The organism is Streptomyces nidicola (genome assembly GCF_050106155.1).
Lineage (GTDB): Bacteria > Actinomycetota > Actinomycetes > Streptomycetales > Streptomycetaceae > Streptomyces.
In genome coordinates, this window is the sequence record NZ_JBNBPI010000001.1 from 8,734,976 (window position 1) to 8,759,425 (window position 24,450).

Sequence of the window (24,450 nt, forward strand, 5' to 3'; positions counted from 1 at the left end):
GATCCGCCCGGTGATTCCGGCGTGTGCGGGGCCGCTGTCGGCGTGATGTCGGCGGCGGTCGGTGGTCTGTAGGTGATCTGTCGTGGGCCGCAGGGAGATTGGTGGCTGTGGGCGCCGTACGACAACGGTGCCGGCCGGGGGGCAGTACGCCCCGCGGCCCACGTACGATCCGGAAGGACCCCACCCATGGCCACGGACAGCAAGCACGTCACGATCATCGGCGCCGGTCTCGGCGGGCTCACCCTCGCCCGCGTCCTGCACCTCCACGGCATACCCGCCACCGTCCACGAGGCGGAGCCCTCGCCGACCGCACGTGCGCAGGGCGGGCTGCTCGACATCCACGACTACAACGGGCAACTCGCCCTCGAAGCGGCCGACTTGATGGACGAGTTCCGCGCGCTCGTACTTGAGGGCCATGAGGCCATGCGCATCCTCGAACCGGACGGCACCGTGCTGTTCGAGAAGGACGACGACGGCACGGGCGGCCGCCCCGAGGTCTACCGGGGTGAACTGCGCCAGATCCTGCTCGACTCCCTCCCGGCCGACACCGTCCGCTGGGGCCACAAGGTGAGCGGCGTCCGCACCCTCGATGCAGGACGCCACGAGGTGACCTTCGCCGACGGCTCCACCGTCGTCACGGACCTGCTGGTCGGCGCGGACGGCGCCTGGTCCCGGGTCCGCCCGCTGCTCTCCGCCGCCACTCCCGCGTACTCCGGCAAGTCGGTCGTCGAGACCTACCTGCACGAGTCCGACACCCGGCACCCGGCCACGGCGAAGGCGGTCGGCGGCGGGATGATGATCTCGCTGAAGCCGGGCCGGGAGCTGTTCGCGCACCGGGAGCGGGGCGGCACCCTGCACGCCTACGTGGGTCTCGAAGAGCCGCTGGAGTGGTTCGACGCCATCGACTTCACCGACGCCGCCGCCACCGAGCGCATCGCGGCGGAGTTCCACGGCTGGGCGCCCGAGCTCACCGCACTGATCACCGAGGCCGACGGCGCGCCGACCCTGCGCCGCCTGTACACGCTGCCGACCGGCCACCGGTGGGAGCGGGTGCCGGGCGTCACTCTGCTGGGCGACGCGGCCCACCTCGCGCCCCCGAACGGCGAGGGCGCCAATCTGGCCATGGTGGACGGGGCCGAGCTGGCCCAGGCGCTCGCCGCGCACCCCGGCGACGTGGAAGCCGCGCTGGCCGCGTACGAGCAGGCCATGTTCGTCCGCACCGCCGAGACCCACGGGGCCGACGCCGACGACCACACCCTGCAGGAGCTGATTGCCGAGCTTCACCGTGCGCAGGCGGAGCCGACGCCGAATAATGCGGAAGTCCGTAGCACCCACACGTAGCACCCACGCAGAGCACCCGCATGCAGCACCCGCGTGCGGCCCCCTGGAAAGGACACCGCTGTGGCTTCTCGCCTCAACCCGTACATCGCCTTCGACGGGGACGCCCGCCAGGCCATGGAGTTCTACAAGGACGTGTTCGGGGGCGAGCTCACCCTGAACACCTTCGGCTCCGCCGGTGGCGGCGGCGCGCCCGCCGACTTCGCCGACAAGATCATGCACGCCCTGCTCGAGACCCCGGCCGGCTTCACGATCATGGGTTCGGACACCCCGCCCGGCATGGACCGCACCGTCGGCACGAACATCTCGGTGAGTGTCAGCGGCGACGACGCCGGGGCACTGCACGGCTACTGGGACAAGCTGGCGGCCAATGGAACGGTCGCCATGCCGCTGGAGAAGCAGATGTGGGGCGACGAGTTCGGCATGTGCACCGACCGCTTCGGCATCAACTGGATGGTCAACATCAGCGATCAGTAGCGGGCGCGAGGCCCGCCCGGCACGGTCCAGGGGGCGCTGGACCGTGCCGGGCAGTCTGGGGGCGCGCCGTCAGGCGGCGGTGCGCTGCCTGCGGCGCAGGGTGAGGTACGTGCCGGTGGCGCCGGTGGCGAGCAGCGCGGCCACACCGAGGCTCACCGGGAGCACCGGGGAGTCGTCGGTCGTCGCGGCCGTGTTCTGCATCGGCGGGCCCGGCGTGATGTGCGTCGTGACGGGGGCGACGGCGTGCAGGGCGCCCTCCGACTTCACCGAGCCGTCGGCGTTCAGCAGCAGCTGTCTGTTGTTGGGGTGCTTGAAGTCGAACATGCCGGACAGCGGACCCGCGGTGGCGTCGAAGGAGTGGTCGCCGATCCGTCCCGTGTGCCAGTTGTCCTCGATGAACCGGATGATGGACGCCTGGTCGGTCATGGTGTGGTCGACCTTGTTGACCTTGCTGTACGGGGAGATCACGAGCAGCGGCTGCCGGGTGCCGGGGCCGCAGCGATCCTGGTAACCCCCGGCCGCCGCCGGGCCGTTCTGGCAGGCGGGGGAGTCGGCGGTCTTGCCGTTGGAGCCGACCGTGGTGTCCTTCGAACCGTTGCGCGGCGGGATGTAGGCGTGGTCGTACCAGCCGTCCGAGTCGTCGTAAGCGATGACGATCGCGGTCGACTTCCACTGCGGCGAGCTCTGCACCGCGTTGATCTGGTTCACCAGGAAGTGCTGCTCGTCGACCGGGTCGGAGTAGCCGGCGTGCCCGTCCTGGTACGCGCTGGCCTTGACCATGCTGACGGCCGGGAGGTGGCCGGCCTTCGCGGCGGCGGAGAAGTCCGTCAGGTCGTAATTGTGGTTGGCGCGGCCCGCGTGGCCGATCTCCGCGACGCTGGTGGGCGCCAGGTGGTGCGGGTTCGCCGTCGTCTTGTAGTAGGCGAACGGGTTGTGGTGCGGGCTGTAGTCGAGGGTCGAGGCGCCGCCGACATTGGCGTGCGCTTCCTCGCACTTGGCGTACGAGCCGTCCTCGCCGTTCCATGCGGAGCTCGGCCGGAAGCCGCCCTGGAACCAACCCCAGGACACCTTGCGGGTGTTGAGCAGGTCGCCGATGTTCTTGCCCTTCATGGTGGCGAGCGCACTGGCCGCTGTGTGGTTCTTGTCCGAGCAGTCGTCGAACGACGGGTCCGGGTCATTGATCATCGTGCCGACGCCGTGCGCGTCGGGCGACTGGACCGCGGTCTTGTCGGGCTTGTCGGTCTGCTTGGGGTTCTCGGTGCTGGAGGCCGGGTCGGTGGAGATGACCCCGTGCGTGTTCCCGGAGGCCAGGTTGATGGCTCCCGGCGTCGACGGGCCGTAGTTCGAACCGTAGGAGCGGTCGCTCAGGGAGTAGTGCTGGGCGTAGTTCCACAGCGCGGTGACGGTGTTGCCGTCGAAGTAGTCCATCACCAGGCCCGGTTCGCCGAACAGGCCGCCGCTGCACTTGTCGACCTCGGTGTTCTGCACGAACTGGTCGGCCTTGCCGCCGTTGTACGCGTACTGCTCGGGCCCGTAGGAGTGGTTCTGGTCGCAGGTCACCGCGTGGTCCGGGCTCAGCCGCTTGGGGGTGTACTGGTTGGGGTTCCGCTTCAGCAGGCCCGCGTGCGCGAGGGTGTCGATGTTGTTCGGCGTGCCCTTGGCCGGCGTGAACTTGGTGCCGTCGGTGTTCGCGGCCTTCGGGTACGTCGCGAAGTAGTGGTCGAAGGAGTTGTTCTCGTCGAAGAGCACGACCACGTGCTTGATGGGAGTGGCGGTGTCGGAGGAGTGCCCCGTGGGTGCGGCCGCCCACGTGGGGGAGGCGCCGCCGAGCACGGTGAGCGCGGCGGCTCCCGCCAGCGCGCCCAGGCCTCGCACCACTGATCTCCCGTTCGCCGATCCACCGGCCACCGACCTGGATCTACGTGCCTTGCTGTCCATGGATGTGCGTCCTCCGACCCACGTCGACGGCGTGCATGCGCACGTACGGTGGCACTTGAGTGAGCCCTGCATCTATATCAACGGGCAGATCTTGACCACCTGTTGACCGCTTGTGAGCGGAAGCTTTCCGCAGTGGTGAGGTCCGCTTGGGAGACGCCTCAGGACAGCAGCGCGCGGCCGTACCAGTCGTCGGCGTCGCGTACGCCCGGCAGCGCGAAGAAATAGCCGCCGCCGAACGGGGAGATGTAGTCGGTGAGCGGTTCGCCCGCGAGCCGCTTCTGCACGGTCTCGAACTGCCGCCGCGGGTCCTGCTGGTAGCAGGAGAACAGCAGACCCATGTCGAGGTTGCCGTTGGCGTCCGTGCCCCGGTCGTAGTTGTACGCGCGGCGCAGGATCCGCTGGCCCGCGGTGTCCGGGGTGCGGGGGTTGGCGAGCCGGATGTGGGCGTCCAGCGGGATGACGTCGCCCTTGGGGTCGTCGACGAACCTCGGTGTGTCGTGCTCCGCGTCGCCGTCCAGCGGCGCCCCCGACGCGCGGGAACGCCCGAACATCCGCTCCTGCTCGCTCAGCGACACCCGGTCCCAGAACTCCACCAACATCCTGATCAACCGGACGACTTGGTAGCTGCCCCCGACGGCCCACTTGGGTTCGTCGCTGTCCTTGCCGACCCACACCAGGCGGCCCATCGCGCGGGTGTCGGCGGTGTCCGGGTTGGCGGTGCCGTCCTTGAACCCCAGCAGATTGCGCGGTGTCCCCGAGGGGCGCGGCGGGCTGGTGAAGCCGTCCATGCGCCAGCGCACCTGGAGCGCACCGCGCGTGTGCCGGGCGATGTCGCGCAGCGCGTGCAGCACCGTGTCCCGGTCGTCGGCGTGCAGTTGCAGGCTCAGATCGCCGTGACACCAGTCGGGACGGAGGTCGTCGTCGGGGAAGGCGGGCATCGCGGTGAGCCTGCGCGGTCTGCGCCGGCCGAGCCCGAACCGCTCGTCGAACAGCGACGCCCCGACGCCCACGGTCACCGCGAGCGCCCCGCCCGGCAGCCGCTCACCGAGCACCCCCGAGTCGGCAGGCGGCGCGGTGATTCCGGCGGGCTCCGGTGTCCCGCCCGAGGCGAGGAAGCGGCAGCGGTCGGTCAACGCCCGCAGTGCATCAGCGAGTTCGGCCCGCCTGTCGGCGGTGACGTCGAGGGAGACGAACGCGGTGGCCCGGCGCTGCGCCGCCACGACGGATGCCTGCCGCGCGCCGTGGAACGCGGCGACGGGTGCGGCCAGTGGGTCGACCGGCGCCCCGACCGGCGGGGTGACCGGGGCCGCCGCGCCGCTCGCGGTGAGCCCGACCCCGGCGAGCGCCGCACCCCGCAGCAGCCCGCGCCGCCCGACACCACCCGCGCCGCTCACACCGTCCTCCGCGGATCGCACAGCGTCGCCACCGAGGCCAGACGCTCGACGAGATCTCCGAACCGGGCGTCGACGCCCTCACGCTGCGCACGGCTCAGCTCCTCCAGCGGTGGCCAGTGACCGTCGTGACGCAGTCCGTCGAGGGTCCGCCCGGCTTGCTTCACGTCCCGCTCCAGCGACGGGAGATGGGCGTAGCGCCGGGTCAGGATCGGGTGCAGGCGGGAGAGGACCTCGCGGGTGCCGTCCACGTTGGCGCGGGCCGTGGCGAGATTGCTGCCGCTGCCGAAGTCCGTACGCCCCGTCAGCTCGAACTGCACCGTGTTCTCCAGGATCTCGTGCGCCCGCAGGCCCAGTTGTGCCGGGTCCATCCGGGCCTGCGCCCAGTCCTCGCGCAGCGCGGTGACCGCTTTCAGCAACGCCGCAGCCGGGGAGCGCAGTTCGTGGGCCGACTGGCCGTGCCACAGCCCGTACTCGACGCGGTGGAAGCCGGTGAAGTCCTTGTCGTGGGCGCCGTCCGGCAGCCCGGCGTCCGTGCCGTTGATCCGTCCGTCGGCGTCGCCGAACGCATCGTAGGCCGCGCCCATCCGCTCGTACTGGAGGTGGGCGGGCAGCCATGCGGTGCGGGCGGCGCCGAGATCGCCCCGGTCGACGGCGTCGCGCAGAGTCCCGGTGAGGCGGACCACCTTGTCGAGGCCGTCGCCGACCCACTTCTGGTAGGAGATCGCCGGCGGGATCAGGTCGTGCGTGGTGACCGGCGCGGCGGCGGGCCCCGAACGCCCCTCGCGGATACGGACCGTGGGCCCCGTGACGGCGTCCGCATCCTCGGGAAGACACTTGAACGCGTACGCGCCCCTGCCCAGCCGCACCGTCAACTCCCGCGTCGTGCCAGGCCCGATGTCCTCCACCTCGCCGTACACGACATGGCTGCGCGGATTCTCCAAGGACACCTCGGCGGAGGCGGCGGAGGTGTTGCGCAGCGCGAAGACCTGCACACCCGGCGCGGGCTCGTCCCAGCCCCTGCCGCAGTGGCTCCCGGACACCTCGACCAGCGTGCGCGGCGGACCGTCGGGGGAATCGCCGCGGTCGTGTTCACCCTGGGTGAGCGCGATGACATTGGCCACCAGCAGACACAGCAGCACGACGAGTGCCCCGGTGAACAACCACCGTCGTCTGCGCCGCCACCCGTCACCGGGCCTCGACATCCGGGCCTCCAAGAGGGTCGTACGGTGCGTGACGGGCCGATGCTAAGCCGCACGCTCCACGCGAACAGCCGTCCACCGAAAATCATGACCAAGAGTTGACGTGTGTTCACGCGTGCGCACACTCCGTACACAGGCCCGCGCACGCCACGGCGCGTGTCCCGGCCTGTGATTGACTGGCTCGTATGGCCCCGCTCCTGTCCCTGTCCCCGCGCTCGTCAGCCCGGTCATGACCACGGAGCCGATGCCGGCCACCCGGCCCCGCAACCGCAGGCAGCTGATCGTCGAGGCGGCCGGGCGACTCTTCAGCGAACGCGGCTATCACGCGGCGTCCATGGAGGACATCGCCGCCGGAGTGGGCATCACCGCGGCGGCTCTGTACCGGCACTTCCCGAACAAGTACGCGCTGTTCTCCGAGTGCGCGCACGCCATGGTGGACGGGCTCGTCGCCACGCTCGACGAGCTGCCGCCCGAGGCGGACACGGCGGAGCTGTTCAGGGCCCTCGTCCGGATCACCGTGAAGCGCCGGGCGGAGGGTGGCGTGTACCGGTGGGAGGCCCGGTACCTCGACGGTGAGGACCGCCGGCTGCTCCGGGGCAAGTTCGCGCGCGTCGTCGGGCGGGTGACCGAGGCGGTGCGCCGGGAACACCCGGGCGGGCGCGCGGAGTTGCGGGTCGTGGCGGCGCTCGGTGCGATCGGGTCGATCACGATGCACCGCACGTCCATCGCCCAACGCCGTTCCGAGGACCTGCTGTTGACGTGCGCCCTGCGGCTGGTCGAGAAGGACCCGGAGCCGGCTCCGCCTGCCAAGGGGAGCGAGCGGGCCATCGAACTCCCGGCGCTCCCGGTGGCGCGCTCGCGGCGCGCGGAGATCCTCGCGGCCGCCGTCCCGCTGTTCGCGCGGGACGGGTTCGCCAACGTCACGAACGGCCAGATCGCGGAGGCGGTGGGCCTGGCCCCGTCCGCGCTCTACCGTCACTACCCGGGCAAGGTCGACATCCTCGCGGCAGCCTGCCTGCAGGCGGCGGGACTGCTCGCCCAGGCGGTGGACCAGAACCTGGAGGGGGCGGCCGACCCGCATGAAGCGGTGGCGGCGCTGGCGGCGACGTACGTGGCGTACAGCTTCGGGCACACCGCGCTGACGAGTGTCGCGGAGGCGGAGTTCGGCGGCCTGCCGGCCGAGCTGCGGCGCCCCGCGGTACTGGCGCAGCGCGAGCACATCGCCGTATGGGAACGGCAGTTGAGGGCGGCCCGCCCCGAGCTCGACCCGCGTCAGGCCCGTGTCCTGGTGCACGCCGGGTTCGGCGTCGTGGTCGAGGCCGGGCGACGCATGCGATGGCGGGACAGCCCCGAGCACCGGGCCACCGTGGCGGGACTTGTGGTGCGGGCGCTGGGGCTCTGAGCGGTGGGCCCCAACGCCCGCGTGGGGGAGGGGCGTCAGTCCTGCCGGTTGTGCGTCGGGATCACGATGGGTGTGGTCTGTCCCGACGCCCCCTTGTTCAGGAACGCCATGGCCAGCGCGCGGACGAACTGGTCGAACATGTAGAACGCGCTCGGCGCTATGGGGTTCAGTCCTTCACGGAAGAGGATGAAGGCCGGCCACACGGTGCGGATCAGGGCCGCCGATGCGTAGTCGCGCTTGAGTCCCAGCCAGTCGCCGATCTCGTTGCTGAGGACGTAGCGCACGAACTCGTTGAGGAACCCGCGCGTCACGCCGAGGTCGACCTGTGCGGTCAACCCCAGTAGATCCTCGGCCAGTTCGATGCCCTCGGTGGTGGGGGAGAGGATCGGCGTGAGTACCTGCGCCGACTGCTTGTCCGCCTCGGCCCACGACTTGGGGATGTACTCCGTGCGCACGCCGAGCAGGTGCAGGGCGACCTGCCAGCTGTGCAGGAAGGCCTCCTGGTCCTCCGCGGAGAACGGGACCTTCCACTCGAGCAGCTTCCTGCGTACGAACGTGCCGAGGCTGTGGAAGGTGACCAGGATGTCGGCGTTGCTGATCGGGATCTTCTGGTCCGCGACCGCCGACCAGTGCGGGGACTGCGGCAGCATGTGCCGCACCGCGGCATGCACCAGGCGCGTCTTGTTGGCGGTGACGACGAACTGGCCCTCGGGCTCGAAGCCTTTCAGCTGGGCCAGGTCGTAGCCGAACGTGAACGTCTTGGCCGCCCGGTCCTGCATGTCGGCGCCGCCCGCGGACCAGTACACGCTCTTCGCCTCGCGCGGGATCACGGTGCTCATGATCCCGCTGCCGAGTCCGTAGAGCATGAAGAGGTAGGTGTCCTTGCGCCGGTTGAAGTCGGCGGCGCGGGTCAGCTTCTTCGGATCCGCCCAGGACGGCAGCTTGTTGACGCCCTGAAGGTACGTGTGGAGTTCGGCAGGCAGGCCGCTGGGCAGCGGGTCGTCATTGTTCACCCACGACCCGATCGCCTTGTTGACTGCCGGTACCTGACCGCTGGTGATGATCTTGGCCATCAGCGGGTCGATCTCGTCGTCCCAGACGTACTCGGGGTCGGTGCCCGCTCCGGCGCCCGCGACGGAGCCCGTCGGCGACCAGGCCCACGCGTTGGTGGCGGTACCCGTCGCGCCCACGAGTCCCAGCGCGGCACCGAGCGACAGGATGTTTCTGCGGCTCAGATTTGTCATTGACTTACTCGCTTTCCTGGTTGGCCAGGCGGTTCAACAAGCCCGGATGTGCTGGGTGTTGGGGTCTCCGCCACGCTTCAAATCTTGTTCCAGGATGTGATTTCTGATTAACATAGCGAGGCGCGCAGGCATCGACAAGAGAGTCGGCAAGAGTGCCGACAGGGCATCGAAGTGACCGGTGCGAACCGGAGCAGCGGTCCCGTACGAGCGAGGAGCCCGCATGAGCACGGACCAGGCCCGCCCCGCGTGGGTGACGGACGAGGCGGTCGAGCGATGGTGCGGCGGAGTGCGCCGCGACGCGAAACGCGACGAGACCGGGGCCCCCGAACCGCTGACCGCACTGGCGCCGTTCGACCTGTCGCCGATCGCGGCCGTTCCCACCTGCACCCCGGAGGATGTGGCGGAGGCGGTGGCGGGCGCTCGCGCCGCACAGGCGGCATGGGCGGGAACACCGGACAAGCGCCGCGCCGACCTCGTACTCGCCTTCCACGACCTGCTGTTGAAGCGGCAGGAGGAGGCGCTCGACCTGATCCAGTGGGAGACGGGCAAGGCCCGCTACCACGCGTGGATGGAGGTGGCCCAGGTCGCGACGATCGCCCGGCACTACGCGCGGCGCGCCCGGCACTACCTGGCGACCCGCCGCGTACGCGGGATGATCCCCGGCGCGACGAGGGTCCGGGAGGTACGGGTGCCGAAGGGGGTCGTCGGCATCATCTCGCCCTGGAACTATCCGCTCTACCTCGGCGTCGGCGACGTGCTGCCGGCCCTCCTCGCCGGCAACGCCGTGGTGTCCAAGGCGGATTCACAGACCGCGCTGACCCTGCTGTGGACGCGGGCCCTGATGGCGGAGGCCGGGCTGCCCGCCGACCTGTGGCAGATCGTGACCGGCCCAGGCCCCGTGGTCGGCGCGGCGCTCGTGGACGCCGCCGACTACGTCTGCTTCACCGGGTCGACCGCCACCGGACGCGACGTCGGGGAGCGCGCCGCGCGCCGCCTCGTCGGCGCCTCCCTCGAACTCGGCGGCAAGAACCCGCTGATCGTGCGCGCGGACGCCGACATCACGGCGGCCGCGGCCGGCACGGTGACGGCCGCCTTTGCCAACACCGGACAGATGTGCATCCACATCGAGCGCGTCTACGTACACGAGAGGATCTACGACACCTTCCGCGACGAACTCGTCCGCGGGACACGGGCGTTGCGCCTCGGCCGGACCTACGACTACTCGGCGGACATCGGCTCCCTCACCTCGAAGGCGCAGCTCACGACCGTCGAGTCCCATGTCGGCGGGGCGGTGGCCCAGGGGGCGACGGTGCTCGTGGGCGGCAGGGCCCGCCCCGACATCGGCCCGCTCTTCTACGACCCCACCATCCTCGAAGGTGTCACACCGGAGATGGCGGTGTGTGGCGAGGAGACCTTCGGCCCGGTCGTCTCCCTCTACCCCTACACGACCGACGACGAGGCCGTCGACCTGGCCAACCAGGGCAGTTACGGCCTCTCGGCGTCGATCTGGTCGAAGGACACCCGCGAGGCCGCCCGCCTCGCACGCCGGATCCGGTCCGGCTCGGTCAACATCAACGACGGCGCCGCCGCGGCCGCCGGCAGCGTCGAGGCGGGGATGGGCGGCATGGGCGACAGCGGACTCGGCAGACGCCACGGGGCCGAGGGCATCCGCAAGTACACCGAGACCCAGACGCTCGCCACGCAGCGGCTGCTCCCTCTCGGCCCGACGAAACCGGGGGAGAGCTCGGTGACATCCTTCATCCGCCGTACGAACGGCCAACTGGCCCTGCTGCGCAGGCTGGGGGTCCGATGAGCGGCGTGAGCGAACGCTGGAAGGCCATGCGCGCGGTGGAGGGCCTGGTGGATCCGGTCGAACTCGACGCCCTGTGGGCCGACTTGGAGACGGTTGATGCGGCCTCGCTCCTCGGGCCCTGGCGCGGCTTCGCCTTCCTGACCGGCCACCCCATCGAGAAGGTACTGGCCGCGAGCCGCTGGTACGGCAAGCGGTTCGACGCGCTCGATGACGCGAAGCCGCTGATCTGCCGCGCCGAGGACGGCAGCCTCTACTCCGACACCAAGGCGGGCCGCGGCGAGGCCAGCCTGTGGAACATCGAGTTCCGCGGCGAGGTGACCGCCACGATGGTGTACGACGGGATGCCCGTGTTCGACCACTTCAAGCGGGTCGACGACACCACGCTCATGGGCGTGATGAACGGCAAGCCGGGTGTCGTGCTCGCGGACGGCAGGCACTTCTACTTCGGCCTGGAACGCGAAACCCCGGGCCGCACATGAAGGCCGCGGTATTGCTCTCGCGCGGCGCCGCGCCCAGCGCACTCGTCGAGGCCGAACTCGACGACCCACGTCCGCACGAGGTGCTCGTCCGGATCGAGGCGGTCGGCCTCTGCCACACCGACCTCGCCACCCGGAAGGCGCTCGGCGACCGCCCGGCGGTGCTCGGCCACGAGGGCTGCGGCGTCGTGGAGCGCGTCGGGCCGGGGGTCGCCGGCCTGGAGGTGGGGGACCGGGTCGTGCTGTCGTTCGCGCACTGCGGCCGCTGCGGCCAGTGCCGGTCGGGACACCCGGCCTACTGCGACCTCGCGACCACCCTCAACAACTCGGGGCGACGCGCGGACGGCACACCCACCATCCGCGTGGACGGTGTCCCGGTCTTCGGCTCCTTCTTCGGCCAGTCGTCCTTCGCCACGGCCGCGCTCGTCGACGCCCGTTCCTGCGTGCCGGTCGGCGACGTACCGCCGTGGGTAGCCGCCCCGCTGGGCTGCGGATTCCTGACCGGTGCGGGCGCGGTCCTCAACGTCCTGCGACCGGGCCCCGGCGACCGGCTCCTGGTGGTCGGAGCGGGCGCGGTCGGCAGCGCGGCCGTGCTGACCGCGCTGTCCGAGGGGGTGGAGGTCGTGATGGCGGAGCCGGTGGCCGCGCGCCGCGAACTGGCCGTACGGTTCGGCGCGTTGGCGGTGCCGTCCCTGGACGACCCGCTGCCCTCGGTGACCCACGCCCTCGACACCACCGGCCGCCCGGAGCTGCTGACCCGCGCCCTGTCGCTGCTCCGGCCACGCGGCACGCTCGCCGTGGTCGGCCTCGGGCCCGCGACGGCCGAGATCGACGTGCGGGACCTGATGCTGCGAGGGCTCCGACTCCGGGGCTGCGTCGAGGGGGACGCCGAACCGACGCAGCTCGTACCGGAGTTGATCGGGCGCTACGAGAAGGGGCGGCTGCCGCTGGACGAGCTGGTGACGACGTACGGGCTGGGGGAGTTCGACCGGGCGGTGGCGGAGCAGCGCGAGGGGAAGGCGCTGAAAGCCGTGCTGCTTCCGGGGCGTTGACGGGCAAGTGCCCGACGGGCTGCTGGGGCGTATGGCTGAAGAACCGAACGGCTGACGGGCTGTCACTCACACGCGGTGCTCCACCGGGACGCGATGGTCCACCGGGATGTGCCCCCGGGCCCGCCCTTCGTCGTCCAGCAGCCGCCCCATCCGCTTGGCGGTCAGCAGGGTGACGTCACGGCGCAGGATTCGGGCACCGGGGAGCCGGGAGCCGAGGCGGACCTCGAACCCGGCGGCATCACTCAGCGAGCGCGCCCAGGTCGACACCAGCAGATTCGCCTCCCCGGTCACCGCCATGCACAGCCGGACCCCGGGCAGCGCGGCCACCAGGTGCCCCGCCGCGTCCAGTTCGGCGGAGGGCACGGCGACCCGGTACGTGCTGATGACCGGTCGGCCCGCCGCCAGATGGGACACGTCGCAGCGGATCCTGACCTGGCCCGAGGCCAGCATCCGGGCGAGCCGGCGGCGGACCGTCGCCTCGCTGGTGCCGGTGTCCCGGGCAAGATCGCTGTAGGGGCGGCGGGCGTCGTGGGACAGGGCGCGGAGCAGCGCACGGTCGGCGTCGCCGTGCTGCGGGGGCGCCGCGTGCGCCGCGGCGGCCGACGCCAGGCGGGAGCGCTGGCCCCGGTCGAGCGCGTGCACCTTCCAGTCCGCGCCTTCCCGGTAACTGTGCAGCACCACGGAGAGTTGGACGTCGCGCGCGCCCGGCAGCCCGGCGAGCGGGCCGTCGGCGAAGCGCGTCAGGGCCGCCGTGCCGGAGCAGGACAGGGTGAGGAAGAGGGCGCCGTCGGTGCCGGTGCTGCCGCCGCCGGTGGTGCGTTCGACGCTGGCCACGCGCGGATCCGCGCACGCCGCCTCCGTGGCGGCGGCCAGGCTGCCCGGCGATACGGCCACATCGGCGAAGGCCATGCACAGGCGCTGCCCCCGCCCGTGCCGCTCCCACGTCTCGTACGCGGTGCTCCAGGCGAGCCCGGAGGCACGCAGCCGCTCCCAACGGCGGGCGGCGGTGGTGGCGTCGATGCCGAGGACCGCGCCGATCCGTGACCAGGGGGCACGGGGGCTGGTCTGCAGGGCGTCGACGAGAGCCATGTCCGTCTCGTCGAGGTCGTCGTACATGTCGGCGGTCGGGGAGACGGAATCCTGCGCCTCTGGGGCGATGGATTCCGGCATCGGTGCGGGGGCGGACGGCATGGCGACCATTGTGGGGCCACTCGCACCCGCCCGTACGGCGGCCCCGACACAGGGGCGTACGCCCGCCGTACGCATGTGCGCGCCGGCCAGGACGCAGACCCGTTCGCAGGCCCAGGCGTGCGCGCCCCCCAGTCGCGACACACACCGTGGAGCCGCCGTGAGCGCCACCGATTCACCGACCGAAGCGACCGAAGCGACCGAAGCTGCCGACGCACCCGCCGCGCACCCCGCGCCCGCCGAGGGCCGGGTCCGGCTCGACCGGGCCGCGAAGACAACCGTCGGGCTGCTGTTCCTGGCCTGGATCGTCGACTACATCGACCGGCTCGTCATCAACCTCGCCCTGCCGCACATCGGCACCGAGTTCGGCATCGACCGCACCCAGCAGGGCATGGTCCTCTCCGCGTTCTTCCTGGCCTACGCGGCGTGCCAGATCCCCGGCGGACTGCTCGCCGACCGGTTCGGGTCCAAGCGGATCCTGCTGTGGGCGATGCTGATCTGGTCCGTGTTCACGGCGCTGACCGGGACCGCCTGGTCGTTCGCCGCGCTCGTCGTGATCCGGGTGCTGTTCGGCGCCGGGCAGGGCATCTTCCCCGCCGCGGCGATGAAGGCCGTCGCCGAACGCACCGGATCCCGTGAGCGGATGACGGCGAGCGGCTGGATCTCCTCGTCCAACTCCTTCGGCGCGGTCGTCGCGCCGCTGATCGCGGGACCCGTCATCGCCCTGTGGGGCTGGCGCATGTCGTTCTACGCCGTCGCGGGACTCGGCGTCGCGACCTTCGTCCTCGTACAGCTCCTGCTGCCGCCGGCGCGACCGGCCGCGCAGACAGAGGCCGCCGAGGGCGGCGGCGGAACGCGTGCGCTGCTCGCCACCCCGGCGATGTGGCTGTACGTGGGGATGCTGTTCGGCTACGGCATGCTCGCCTGGGGCCTCAACTCCTGGGTGCCGTCGTATCTGCAGACCGAGCGCGGGCTCTCGCTGGAGAGCTCGGGCCTGCTCACCGCGCTGCCCGCGCTCTTCGGCGGCCTCGCCATGATCGCCAGTGGCTGGTGCGCGGACAGGCTGAAGGGCCGCCCCGCGGTTCTCGTCGCGCCGTCGATGACCGTCGCCGGTGTGGCGGTGCTCGCGATGACGCAGGCCGAAGGCCTGGTCGCGTTCGAGACGCTGCTCTGTCTCGCCTTCGCCGCCTGCACGTTCTGCTTCACGCCGATCTTCGCGGTGCCGCTGCGGACGCTGTCGACGCGGCTGAGCGGCGCGGCATCCGGAATGATCAACTTCGGCGGCCAGTCCGCGGGCATCCTGGTGCCGATGCTGATGGGATATCTCGCGGACACCTACTCGTTCACCGTCGCCTTCGCCGTCCTCGCCCTCGGGGCGGCGCTCACCGCCTGCCTCGCGCTGCTGGCCCCGCAGACCTCCGAGACCCTGCGCTCCCGGCTAGGCCCCACAGTCCGGGACTGAAGTCCGGGACCGACCACTCGCCCTCTCTGTTCACTGCCCACTCGCCCGCCCTGTTCAGCGAAGGAGCTTTGCCGCATGACCACCTCCACGTCACCCGCCCCCTCCTGCCCGGTCGACCCCGCCCGGCTCACGCTGCCCGCCGGCACCCCCGCCGACGAGGGGCTGCCGCAGCTGCTGCCCGCCCTGGGCGAGCTCTACCGGGACCTGCACACCCACCCCGAACTGTCGATGCACGAGACCCGCACCGCCGCGATCATCGCGACCGTGCTGCGCGCGCAGGGCTGGGAGGTCACGGAGCACGTCGGCACGACCGGCGTCGTCGGCACGCTCACCAACGGCGAGGGCCCCACGGTCCTGCTCCGCGCCGACACCGACGGGCTGCCGCTGGCCGAGGACACGGGCTTGCCCTACGCGTCGACCGACACCGCGACGGGGCCCGACGGCCACGAGGTGCCGGTGATGCACGGCTGCGGCCACGACCACCACGTCACCGCTCTGCTCGGCGCGACCGCCCTGTACGCGGCGGACCGCACCGGCTGGCGGGGCACGCTGCTCGCCGTCTTCCAGCCCGGTGAGGAGATCGCGGCGGGTGCGCGGGCCATGGTCGACGACGGCTTCGCGGACCGCTTCCCGCGCCCGGACGTCTGCCTCGGCCAGCACGTCAGCCCGCTGCCGACCGGCACCGTGGCGCTGCGCCCCGGCACGACCATGTCAGCCGCGGACAGCTTCCGCATCCGCCTGTTCGGCTCCGGAGGACACGGCTCCCAGCCCGAGCTGACGGTCGACCCGATCGTGCTCGGCGCGCACGTGGTGACCCGGCTCCAGACGGTCGTGTCCCGGGAGATCGCCGCCCAGGACGCGGCCGTGGTGACGGTCGGCTCGTTCCGGGCGGGCCACAAGGAGAACATCATCCCGGACAGCGCCGAACTCAAGGTCAACGTCCGGACCTTCGACCCCGAGGTACGCGAGCGGGTCCTCGCCGCGATCGAGCGGATCGTTCGCGGCGAGGCGCAGACCGCGGGCGCCCCGCGCGAGCCGGAGTTCGAGCCGCTCAACGCCTTCCCGCTCACCGTCAACGACGACGACGCCACCGAGCGCGCACGCGCCGCCCTCCTGTCCGTCTACGGCGAGAACGGCGTCCAGCACATGGTGCGCCCGCTCTCCGGCAGCGAGGACTTCGGCATCTTCGGCACGGCCCTCGACTGCCCGTCGGTGTTCTGGATGTGGGGCAGCTTCGACCCCAAGCTCTACGAGGGCGAGGACCCGACGCGGCCGCGCCCGGGCATCCCCGGCAACCACTCGCCGCGCTTCGCCCCGCAGGCGGAGCCGGTCATCGAGTACGGAGTGCGCGGGCTGCGCGCGGTGGCCGCCGAATTCAACGGCCCGGCGGCCTGACCGCGCGCCGCGGGGAGGCCCGGCCTCCCCGCGGCAAGCGGCTCACAGCTCAGGGCTGGATCTTCTCGAGGTCCTCCAGCAGGCTCGGGTGCGTCGGCTGCCAGCCGAGAGCGGCGCGGGTGTGCGCGCTGCTCGACGGCTGATCGGTCGCGAAGATCGGCCCGATCGGACCGAAGTTCTCCTCCGGCACCGACTCCGCCGGAACCCCGAGCCGCCGCCCGATGACCGCGGCGATGTCACCCACGGCATCGCCCTCGTCGGCGACGGCGTGCCACGCGCTTTTGGCGGGTCCCTTCTCCAGGGCGAGCCGGAACAGGACGGCGGCGTCGAGCGCGTGGACGGCGGGCCAGCGCTGGGTGCCGTCCCCCGGGTAGCCGGCGACGCCGGTGCGGCGGGCGATCTGGGTGAGCAGTCCGGCGAATCCGCCGTCGCCCTCGTTGTGCACGGTGCGCGGCAGCCGGATCGCCGAGCTGCGCACGCCGCGCGAGGCGAGGTCGAGGGCGCGCTGCACCGACAGGCTGCGCCCGCCGACGGGACCGTCCGTGGACAGCGGATCCTCCTCGGTCGAGGCCCGCCCCTCCGTACGGGGCGTGCCCGAAACGGTGACGAGCGGCCGGTCCGTACCGACGAGGGCGTCACCGAGCGCATCGAGCGCGGCGCCCTCCTCGGCGACGGAACGCGCGAGCGCCTCCGGCGAGCTGAAGTCGTTGCTGAAGGCGAGGTGGACGACACCGTCCGCCTGCTCGGCTCCGCTGCGCAGCACGTCGAGATCGGTGAGCCCACCGCGGACCACGTCAGCGCCGGCCGCGGCCGCCTTCTCGGCGGAGGCTTCCGAGCGGGCAAGAGCGGTGACGGAGTGTCCCGCGGAGAGCAGTTCGGCGACGACGGCCGAGCCGATCAGGCCCGTACCGCCGGTGATGAAGACACGCATGATCGACTCCAGGGTGCGAGGTATGGCAATGGGCAGAGCAATGGGATCGGTGATGCGACACGTGTCGCATCACTGCCCACGGTACACCCGCTGATGCGACACATGTCGCATCATCTAGGATGGTCGTATGCCGAGATGGAAGCCGGACGCCCGGCAGCGCCTGGTCGTGGCGGCGCTGACGCTGTTCGCCGAGCAGGGCTACGACGACACGACGGTCGCGCAGATCGCCGAGCGCGCGGGGCTCACCCGCAGCACGTTCCACCGGCACTTCGCCGACAAGCGGGAGATCCTCACCGCAGGGCAGAAGACCCTCAGCCGCCTGCTGGTCGAGGGCATCGCCGAAGCCCCCGACCACGCGACGCCGGTCGAGGCGGTCGCGGCGGGCCTTGAGCGTGCCTCGGGTGAGATGACCTCCTTCAACCGCGAGCTGAGCCCGCTGCTGCACGCGGCGATCGAGGCGAACGAGGAATTGAAGGAGCGCAACGCGCTGAAGAGCATCGGCATGGCCGCAGCCATGGTCGAGGCACTGCGTCGCCGCGACGTCCCGGAACCCACGGCGCAGGTCGCCGCGGAACTCGGCGTCCTCGCCTTCAAACTCGGCTTCACCGCATGGGTCGATCCCGCCCGCGACGAGACCCCCGGCGACCTGGCACCCCTCGTACTGGCCGCCCTGGACGAACTGCGCGCGGCGGCCGTGGACCTGCGCTAGCTGCTCCCCGGGTTCGCTGATCGGGACTAGTAAAGTGCCGGGTTGTACGCCCAGTTGACCGGACGTCACAGCTGAGAGGGAGCCCGTGAGGATCGAACTTCCGCCGGAGCCGGTGCACTTCGTCAACCGACACGACGAGCGGGAGCGGGCGCTGCGCGCGGTGGAGGACTGGCGGGGCCGCTCCCGGCCCCTGGTCATGTCGTTGAGCGGCCCTGCCGGGCTCGGCAAGTCGGAGCTCGCGTATGTGATCGCCCGGACGGTGCGTGACCGGTACCCCGACGGAGTCCTCTCGGTGGACCTCGACGACTTCCGGCTCGACGGGGTGCTCGACCCCGGTGACGTACTCGCGCAGCTGCTGCAGTCGCTGAACGTCGAAGTGGGCCTGGTGGCGCGCCAGTTCAAGGCCCGGTGCAAGCAGTACTGGAGCATGACGGCGGATCTGAAGCTGGCGCTGATCGTCGACAACGTCCGGTACGCCTCCGAACTCGTCCCGCTCCTCCCGGCCTCCGGCGCGAGCCTCGTGATCGTCGCGAGTCACGGCCCCCTGTACGACCTGGAGGACGGCGCCGCGGTCGGCATGCCGCTGCAGCCGCTCACGGAACGGGCGGCGACCGAACTCCTCGACCTGATCGTCAGCGACGACCGCCTCGCCACCGACCCGGAAGCCGTGCGCGCGCTCATCGGCCTGTGCGACGGGCTGCCGACCGCGCTGCACGTCGCGGGCCGCTGGATCCGCGCGCACCGGCTGCGGCCGCTGCCCCGCCTGATCGACCAACTGCGCGGCGAGTGGGGCGAGAAAGGGGTGCCCGGCATCGAGCGGGTCTGGGACGCGGCGTACGCCACCCTGTCCGACGCGGCCGCGCGCCTGTACCGGCTGCTGCCCCACCACCCAGGGGCCACCTTCACACCGCTGTCGGCCACGGCCCTGCTCGGCCTCGGCCCCGACGCCTGCGAGGAAGCCCTCGAAGAGCTCGACCGGGCCGGAGTTCTGGACCTGCGCGCGGGCGGCGGACGCATGCGGCTCCCCGGCCCCCTGCACGCGCACGCCCTGCGCAGATCGCGCCGTGACGCGGCGACCGGCGAGGCGGGGGAGGCGCGGATCCGGCTGCTGCGCTGGTATGTGCGCCAGGCCCAGCGGGCCGACCTGCTCGCGGCCGGCCCCCGCCTGGTGGTGACGGACCGCATGGCACCCGTGCCCGGGGCGCCCGACGTGCCCCTGCCGGACACTGCCACGCAGGGCATCAAGTGGCTCTTCGCCGAACGGCACACCTTGTTCGCCTGTGTCCGCCTCGCCCACGCGCTCGGCGCGGACGCCGAAGCCGTGGCCCTGTCCGAGCCCCTGTGGACGTACGCCCTGGACCACCCGGGCCGGCCCGAGGTGATCGACGCGCTGAAGCTCTCGCGTGACGCGGCGGTCCGGCACGGCGGGAGCGCCGCCTGGCTGGTGCGTACGCGATGTCAACTCGCCCGGCAGCTGTGGGAGTCGGGGCAGTACGGGGCGGCGGCGGACGAGCTCGACGCCGCGGCGTCGGCGGCACGCCTGCTCGGGGAGACGGCGACGGATCGTAAACTCGCCGCCTCCGTGGTCGAGTTCCAGGGCATGCTGACGAGCGCCCAGGGCAACTGGGCGGAAGCGGCGAGGCACTTCGAGGTATCCCGTGACGTGCACCGTGCGATTCCCAACCCGTACGGCGTCATGCTGCAGACCTACCGGATGGGCGAGGCCCGGGCGCGACTGGGTGACACGGAGTCCGCGCGGCGCCTGCTCGCCGAGGCGCACGAGGCCGCGCGCGAGCAGCGCCGGGAACGCATGACACGCCGCACGGGCTTCGCCCTCGCCGGCGTGCTCTCCGGGCTCGGCCGACGGGTCGAGGCGCGGCGCCTGTACGAGGAGTCCCTGGAGAGCGCGCAGGTCAGGGGGTCCGGCTTCGACGAGGCCCGCGTACGCGACGCCCTCGCGGACCTGGCGACAGCGGACGGACGGCCCACGGACGCGGCGGAGCGCCGCCAGGCCGCACACGAGATCCGGCGGCGGAACGGCCTCGGCTAAGGCCTGATCCAAACGACAGGCCCTAGATCTCCTGCTGCGCCTCGTCGGACGTCGCGGGCCTGACGCGAACGGGGAACGCGCGCGCACCGACCATGCACGTCAGTGTGGTGTCGATGTCGATGTCGATGTCGATGTCGGCGCCGGTCGTGGCCGTGGGCCTGGTCAGCCATGCGTGCGCGGCCGACGCCGCGGCGGCCGGGTCCACGCGGGCGACGCGGCCGTTCTCCGTGATGGGCCCGACCTCGAGGACGTAGGGCCGGTGCTGCCCGCGTACGCGCAGCAGGCAGCGCCCCGCGGGCAGGACGGCGGCGGCCGTCCGGCACCCCGGGTAGTCGGACAGGACCCGCCGTGCCCACCCGTCGAAGGTCCAGCCGAGGTGGCCCTCGTCGACGGGTCCTGCCGACGGTCGTCGGTACAAGAGCCCTGCGGAGCGGGCGAGTTGCTCGCTCGCCGCCCCGTGCTCCACGGCGAGATGATGCCCCGGCGTGCCCGTCCCGGCGGGGTGGCGCGCGATGCCGATGGATTCCTCGGTGAGCTCGACCTGCACGTCGAAGGCGCAGGGTGTGCGGCGTGGCGCGTCCGGGAGCGGCAAGGGTGCCGCGGCGGGAGCGGGCTGGTCCAAAGGGGCGAGGTCGAGCAGAGCGTAGAGCTCGTCGCGCAGCCGCCGCAGGGCCTCGTGCCGGTGGGCGAAGGCGGCCCGGGCGGCTTCGGCCGCGCGCCCCGGCCGATACGCGCGCAGTGCCTTCGGCAGGTCCTCCGGCGGGCCCAACTCCGGTACACCGCCCAGGAGTACGTCCATGGGGCTGCCTGGCAGCAGTTCGTCGCCGCCCCGGCAGGCGGTGACGACGGGTCTGTCGTCGACGGCGGCGTAGTACAGGGCCGCCGAGCCGTGGTCCGTCACCAGGGCGTCCGCGGCGACCAGGACCGAGGCCCACTCGTCGCGAGGGCGCGGCAGCAGCGTCCCCGCCGCGAGTGCGGGTTCGAGCCGCTGCCGCAGCTCGAACGCGCCGAGCCGGCTCCACTCATTGGGGTGCACGACGAGCGCCAACTGGTATTCGTCGTGCGGGAGTCGGGCCGCGAGCCGCGCCGGGAGATCCGGTCGACGCCGGATCAGGGACTCGGGCCCCCAGGTGGAGGCGAGCGCGACGAGCGTGCGCGGCCCGGTGCCGAGCGCGGCCCGATAGCCGTCGCGGTGCGCGCGCGAGGCGAGGACGCGCTCCAGCGTGGGATCGCCGACGACCTTCGCGCTCCGTGCCGCCTGCGGGGCCACCGTCGTGAGACGGCTGAGCTGAGCGGGGTGGGCCAGGGCGTGCAGGACGATCGGCGCGGCGCCCTCGGCACGGCTCAGATAGACCGGATCGAGGCCGGACGCGGAGTCGGCCGACCCCTCGTACGGAATGGTCTTGTTGAACCCGGCCCCGTGCGGCAGCAGGACCTGCGGCCCTCGCAGCCGGCCCAGGTCGCCCTTGGGGCTCGCGGCGATGACCAGGTCGTACGTCCGCGACACCGCCTCGCTCCACGGCACGGTGCGGGCGCCGACCTCCTCGATGGCGGCCAGCGCGTCGGCGCCGAAGTCCGAGCCGGGAACGAGGGTGAAGCAGCGGGTGACGCGGTCGTCACCGGAGAGCGCGGGAAGCACATCGAGGAGCCGGTAGAGCGCTACGGCCGACCGCGCGGCGAAAAGAACGGTCCGCTGCCTGTCGCCCGTCGCCCGTCGCCCGGAAATTGTCAATCCTAGTGGGGGCGGGGCGTCTGCGGTGCCGTTTCCGCAGATGGGGGCTGGTTCTTGTGCGTCGTCCGGCGACATGATCCGATCCTACCGTCGGGTGTTCGAGGGGTACCGCGCGCGGTGCGATGGACGGGGAGGGTGTGGCGGGGGATGAGTGACTGGGGAGTGGCGCTGATCGCCGCGGGATCGGCGATCGCGGGCAGTGTCGTCACGGGCTGGTACGGCCGCTCTGCCGGCATCCGTCAGGCCGAGGCGGCTCGTCACTCCGGTGACCGTCAGGCGGACGCGCTGCTCACATCGGTCCGCATGACACTCGGCGCCGACGAGGAGCGCGCCGCCCGTGAGGCGCGGCGCGACACGTACGCGGAGTTCCTGGCGGCCGCGGAGAGCGCCGTCGTCGCCGAACGCACGGGCCTCGGAACCGCCGAGGACGAACCGCACCTGTACCGGGCGTTGAGCGCGGTGACCCTGGAGGCGCCACCGACGGTCTCCGACGCGGCGCGCCACGTCGTCGACGCACTGCGCCGACACGACACGCAGGACGACCTGCGTCGTGCCAAGGAGACGTTCATCGGGGCGGCGCGGGAGGACCTGGGCCGGGGGGACGGCTGAGACCGGGGGAGGCCGTTCGGTCACCCCAGCGCGTCCGCCCCGCCCTCCACCCACACCCGCAGCGCCGACGGTCGCACGGCGTCCATGTGCACCCGGTTGACGGCGACCACGCTGCGCCGTGTGACCGCCTCCGGTTCGCCGGTGTTGGTGTTGACGTCGAAGCGGGGGAAGTTGCTGGAGGAGACGTCCAGCCGGATCCGGTGGCCCGCCGCGAAGCGGTTCGCCGTGTCCGGTGCCGTCACCTCGATCTCGTACACCTCACCGGGGGCCAGTGGTTCGGGCCGCTCGAAGGAGCGGTGGAAGCGGCAGCGGAAGATCCCGTCGGTGAGGTTCATGGCGAAGCCGTGCGGATGGTCGGGGTTGGGCGGGTACTGGTCGATGAGCTTGACGGTGAAGTCGGTGTCGGGCGCGGAGGACGACACGTACAGCCGCACGGAGACGGGCCCCGCGAGCACCACATCCCGCTCCAGCGGTGGTGTGACGACGCTGATGACGTCGGGGCGGGCGTCGAGCGGGAGGTAGGGCTCGGTGGCCCCGAACGTCCGGGCGTCCGGGGCGTTCTGGTCGTACGCGCCGCCCGTCATGACCGGTTCCCCCGATGTCACCTGTCCGCCCATGGTCGGCACCGGGCTGCGCGGATCGAAGTCGTACGCCACCGATGCCTCGGCCGCCGTCGGTCGGGCGGGGGAGAGGGCGCCGTCAGTGTGCAGGTACAGCGACACCGGGCGGGTCCCGGACGGCGGCCAGACCGTGTCCGTGCGCCACTCGCCGCCGTGCCGCATGCGCCCGGCCGCGTCGCGGCGGCTGTCCCCGCCGCCCATCAGGAAGTACTGCACGGTTGGGAAGGTGTCAGGGTGTGACACCTGCCGCCCGAGCGCCTGGTCGAACCACCGGCTGCGGAACGCGAGATACGACTCGGCCAGGTTGCCGGAGAGCGTCGCTGCCGGCCCGAAGTCGACGTCACCGGCGAACGTCTCGCAGCGGTGGCCGTGCGTCCACGGACCCATCACCAGGTACGCAGGGGACTTCTTGCGTGCCCGCAGCTCCGTGAAGTTCTCGATGGTGGACCGGACATAAGGGTCGTACCAGCTGCCCATGTGCAGGCTCGGGACGTCGGGGAAACGGTCGTAGGAACCGCGGCCGTAGAGCGCGGGGTTGCGGTAGTAGTCACCGAAGGCGTCCTCGCGCCACTGCTCCAGCAGGAACGCCTCGTACCCCGGGAGATGCCGCAGCGGTGACGAGCCCGGCCGCCACGGCAGCGCGGTGAACCAGCCCGCCACGTCCAGGCGGCGCATCTCCTCCGCCAGGACCGGATCGGCCGCCGCCTCCGGGCTGTTGGCTCCGTGCCGGAGCGCCCACGTGGCCTGCTTCAGCTCGAAGGCACCGCCCATCCGCATGCCGGCCTCGTACGCCGAAGCGAAGCCGCCCGAGTCCTGGAACATCGCCGCGAGACCGGCCGGGGCCTCCGCCGCCGCGGCGGCCTGGACGTGCGCGGAGTAGGACACCCCCGTCATCACCACCCGGCCGTCGCACCACGGCTGCGCCCGGATCCACTCCACGGTGTCGGCACCGTCCGGGCCCTCCCCGAGGTACTTCACGAACGTCCCCTCCGACTCCCCGCGCCCACGGCAGTCCTGCCGCACGACGTGGTAACCGCCGTCCGTGAAGTGCCGTGCGATGTCCTCCGGCATCGGCACCGGGGCGTCGTGCCGATCCTGGTCCGAGCCGCGCTGCTCGCGCTTGCCGTACGGGGTCCGCTCCAACAGCACCGGCAACGGCGCGGGTTCGGGGGCGGAGCCGGCGGTGTAGAGGTCTGCGGCGAGGCGGACTCCGTCGCGCATGGGGACGGTCAGGGGCCTGCGCCACAGCGCGCCGTCGGCGTGCAGCGGGCTCGGGGCGCTGTGGGCTTTGAGGGTGTCTTGCGAGGTCACGGCCGCAACCGTAGGTCGCGGCCGACGCGCGGTGGATCACTTGCCGCAATCACGTCAACTGTTCCGTCAGGCCGTGACGTCGTGCGTATCCCCTTCGTACTGTGTGCGCG

At 72.0% G+C, this 24,450-nt stretch carries 19 protein-coding genes; 11 read left to right on the forward strand and 8 right to left on the reverse strand.

The window, feature by feature from the left end:
- The first annotated feature begins 186 nt into the window (after window positions 1–186).
- Window positions 187–1,341 (forward strand): FAD-dependent oxidoreductase, encoded by a 1,155-nt coding sequence (locus ACOKM3_RS39425; RefSeq protein ID WP_426906095.1) that lies wholly within the window; start codon window positions 187–189, stop codon window positions 1,339–1,341.
- 60 nt (window positions 1,342–1,401) lie between these two features.
- Window positions 1,402–1,815 (forward strand): VOC family protein, encoded by a 414-nt coding sequence (locus ACOKM3_RS39430; RefSeq protein WP_426906096.1) that lies wholly within the window; start codon window positions 1,402–1,404, stop codon window positions 1,813–1,815.
- Between the two features lie 69 nt (window positions 1,816–1,884).
- Here the strand turns inward: ACOKM3_RS39430 and ACOKM3_RS39435 are convergent, their stop codons facing one another.
- The 3 genes from ACOKM3_RS39435 to ACOKM3_RS39445 form a co-directional block, all read right to left on the reverse strand.
- Entirely contained in the window at window positions 1,885–3,753 is a 1,869-nt protein-coding gene (locus ACOKM3_RS39435; protein ID WP_426906097.1) for a phospholipase C, read from the reverse strand.
- A 158-nt stretch (window positions 3,754–3,911) separates the two neighbouring features.
- Window positions 3,912–5,147, reverse strand: coding sequence for an iron uptake transporter deferrochelatase/peroxidase subunit (gene efeB, locus ACOKM3_RS39440; RefSeq protein WP_426906098.1), 1,236 nt, complete (start codon window positions 5,145–5,147; stop codon window positions 3,912–3,914).
- Entirely contained in the window at window positions 5,144–6,349 is a 1,206-nt protein-coding gene (locus ACOKM3_RS39445) for an EfeM/EfeO family lipoprotein (RefSeq protein ID WP_426906099.1), read from the reverse strand. The genes efeB and ACOKM3_RS39445 overlap by 4 nt, the downstream gene beginning before the upstream one ends.
- A 226-nt stretch (window positions 6,350–6,575) precedes the next feature.
- On the opposite strand from ACOKM3_RS39445, the gene ACOKM3_RS39450 reads away from it, so the two are divergent.
- Window positions 6,576–7,748 carry a TetR/AcrR family transcriptional regulator gene (locus ACOKM3_RS39450; RefSeq protein WP_426906100.1) on the forward strand — a complete coding sequence of 391 codons (1,173 nt, stop codon included), beginning with the start codon at window positions 6,576–6,578 and terminating at the stop codon, window positions 7,746–7,748.
- 35 nt (window positions 7,749–7,783) lie between these two features.
- Here ACOKM3_RS39450 and ACOKM3_RS39455 read toward each other — a convergent pair whose 3' ends face one another.
- On the reverse strand, window positions 7,784–8,992 hold the full coding sequence (locus tag ACOKM3_RS39455; protein ID WP_426906101.1) for an oxygenase MpaB family protein: 1,209 nt from the start codon (window positions 8,990–8,992) through the stop codon (window positions 7,784–7,786).
- 220 nt (window positions 8,993–9,212) lie between these two features.
- On the opposite strand from ACOKM3_RS39455, the gene ACOKM3_RS39460 reads away from it, so the two are divergent.
- Genes ACOKM3_RS39460 through ACOKM3_RS39470 form a run of 3 tightly spaced genes read left to right on the forward strand, consistent with a single transcriptional unit; the run spans window position 9,213 to window position 12,333 of the window.
- Window positions 9,213–10,805, forward strand: coding sequence for a succinic semialdehyde dehydrogenase (locus tag ACOKM3_RS39460; protein ID WP_426906102.1), 1,593 nt, complete (start codon window positions 9,213–9,215; stop codon window positions 10,803–10,805).
- Window positions 10,802–11,284: a DUF4334 domain-containing protein gene (locus ACOKM3_RS39465; protein WP_426906103.1), complete on the forward strand. Its 483-nt coding sequence runs from the start codon at window positions 10,802–10,804 to the stop codon at window positions 11,282–11,284. The genes ACOKM3_RS39460 and ACOKM3_RS39465 overlap by 4 nt, the downstream gene beginning before the upstream one ends.
- Window positions 11,281–12,333, forward strand: coding sequence for an NAD(P)-dependent alcohol dehydrogenase (locus ACOKM3_RS39470; RefSeq protein WP_426906104.1), 1,053 nt, complete (start codon window positions 11,281–11,283; stop codon window positions 12,331–12,333). Before ACOKM3_RS39465 ends, ACOKM3_RS39470 begins: the two co-directional genes overlap by 4 nt.
- A gap of 66 nt (window positions 12,334–12,399) precedes the next feature.
- On the opposite strand, the gene ACOKM3_RS39475 is transcribed toward ACOKM3_RS39470, so the two are convergent.
- Entirely contained in the window at window positions 12,400–13,524 is a 1,125-nt protein-coding gene (locus ACOKM3_RS39475) for an Lrp/AsnC family transcriptional regulator (RefSeq protein ID WP_426906105.1), read from the reverse strand.
- Between the two features lie 157 nt (window positions 13,525–13,681).
- On the opposite strand from ACOKM3_RS39475, the gene ACOKM3_RS39480 reads away from it, so the two are divergent.
- Entirely contained in the window at window positions 13,682–14,983 is a 1,302-nt protein-coding gene (locus tag ACOKM3_RS39480; protein ID WP_426906106.1) for an MFS transporter, read from the forward strand.
- Between the two features lie 75 nt (window positions 14,984–15,058).
- Window positions 15,059–16,378, forward strand: coding sequence for an amidohydrolase (locus ACOKM3_RS39485; protein ID WP_426906107.1), 1,320 nt, complete (start codon window positions 15,059–15,061; stop codon window positions 16,376–16,378).
- A 49-nt stretch (window positions 16,379–16,427) separates the two neighbouring features.
- Here the strand turns inward: ACOKM3_RS39485 and ACOKM3_RS39490 are convergent, their stop codons facing one another.
- On the reverse strand, window positions 16,428–17,309 hold the full coding sequence (locus ACOKM3_RS39490) for an SDR family oxidoreductase (protein ID WP_426906108.1): 882 nt from the start codon (window positions 17,307–17,309) through the stop codon (window positions 16,428–16,430).
- Between the two features lie 127 nt (window positions 17,310–17,436).
- On the opposite strand from ACOKM3_RS39490, the gene ACOKM3_RS39495 reads away from it, so the two are divergent.
- Together ACOKM3_RS39495 and ACOKM3_RS39500 are read left to right on the forward strand one after the other, a co-directional pair.
- Entirely contained in the window at window positions 17,437–18,018 is a 582-nt protein-coding gene (locus tag ACOKM3_RS39495; RefSeq protein ID WP_426906109.1) for a TetR/AcrR family transcriptional regulator, read from the forward strand.
- 85 nt (window positions 18,019–18,103) lie between these two features.
- The gene (locus ACOKM3_RS39500) at window positions 18,104–20,068 is read left to right on the forward strand and encodes a hypothetical protein (RefSeq protein ID WP_426906110.1); all 1,965 of its coding nucleotides are present in this window, start codon (window positions 18,104–18,106) and stop codon (window positions 20,066–20,068) included.
- A 22-nt stretch (window positions 20,069–20,090) separates the two neighbouring features.
- On the opposite strand, the gene ACOKM3_RS39505 is transcribed toward ACOKM3_RS39500, so the two are convergent.
- Window positions 20,091–21,707 carry a translation initiation factor 2 gene (locus ACOKM3_RS39505; RefSeq protein WP_426906111.1) on the reverse strand — a complete coding sequence of 539 codons (1,617 nt, stop codon included), beginning with the start codon at window positions 21,705–21,707 and terminating at the stop codon, window positions 20,091–20,093.
- Window positions 21,708–21,947: 240 nt separating this feature from the next.
- On the opposite strand from ACOKM3_RS39505, the gene ACOKM3_RS39510 reads away from it, so the two are divergent.
- Window positions 21,948–22,409: a hypothetical protein gene (locus ACOKM3_RS39510; protein WP_426906112.1), complete on the forward strand. Its 462-nt coding sequence runs from the start codon at window positions 21,948–21,950 to the stop codon at window positions 22,407–22,409.
- Window positions 22,410–22,429: 20 nt separating this feature from the next.
- Here the strand turns inward: ACOKM3_RS39510 and ACOKM3_RS39515 are convergent, their stop codons facing one another.
- On the reverse strand, window positions 22,430–24,340 hold the full coding sequence (locus ACOKM3_RS39515) for a CocE/NonD family hydrolase (RefSeq protein ID WP_426906113.1): 1,911 nt from the start codon (window positions 24,338–24,340) through the stop codon (window positions 22,430–22,432).
- Window positions 24,341–24,450 lie beyond the last annotated feature (110 nt).

Coding starts and splice junctions, on each gene's coding strand:
- ACOKM3_RS39425 (WP_426906095.1), top strand. CDS start 187: ATGGCCACGGACAGCAAGCACGTCACGATCATCGGCGCCGGTCTCGGC.
- ACOKM3_RS39435 (WP_426906097.1), bottom strand. CDS start 3,753: ATGGACAGCAAGGCACGTAGATCCAGGTCGGTGGCCGGTGGATCGGCG.
- ACOKM3_RS39445 (WP_426906099.1), bottom strand. CDS start 6,349: ATGTCGAGGCCCGGTGACGGGTGGCGGCGCAGACGACGGTGGTTGTTC.
- ACOKM3_RS39450 (WP_426906100.1), top strand. CDS start 6,576: ATGACCACGGAGCCGATGCCGGCCACCCGGCCCCGCAACCGCAGGCAG.
- ACOKM3_RS39455 (WP_426906101.1), bottom strand. CDS start 8,992: ATGACAAATCTGAGCCGCAGAAACATCCTGTCGCTCGGTGCCGCGCTG.
- ACOKM3_RS39460 (WP_426906102.1), top strand. CDS start 9,213: ATGAGCACGGACCAGGCCCGCCCCGCGTGGGTGACGGACGAGGCGGTC.
- ACOKM3_RS39465 (WP_426906103.1), top strand. CDS start 10,802: ATGAGCGGCGTGAGCGAACGCTGGAAGGCCATGCGCGCGGTGGAGGGC.
- ACOKM3_RS39470 (WP_426906104.1), top strand. CDS start 11,281: ATGAAGGCCGCGGTATTGCTCTCGCGCGGCGCCGCGCCCAGCGCACTC.
- ACOKM3_RS39475 (WP_426906105.1), bottom strand. CDS start 13,524: ATGCCGTCCGCCCCCGCACCGATGCCGGAATCCATCGCCCCAGAGGCG.
- ACOKM3_RS39485 (WP_426906107.1), top strand. CDS start 15,059: ATGACCACCTCCACGTCACCCGCCCCCTCCTGCCCGGTCGACCCCGCC.
- ACOKM3_RS39490 (WP_426906108.1), bottom strand. CDS start 17,309: ATGCGTGTCTTCATCACCGGCGGTACGGGCCTGATCGGCTCGGCCGTC.
- ACOKM3_RS39495 (WP_426906109.1), top strand. CDS start 17,437: ATGCCGAGATGGAAGCCGGACGCCCGGCAGCGCCTGGTCGTGGCGGCG.
- ACOKM3_RS39510 (WP_426906112.1), top strand. CDS start 21,948: ATGAGTGACTGGGGAGTGGCGCTGATCGCCGCGGGATCGGCGATCGCG.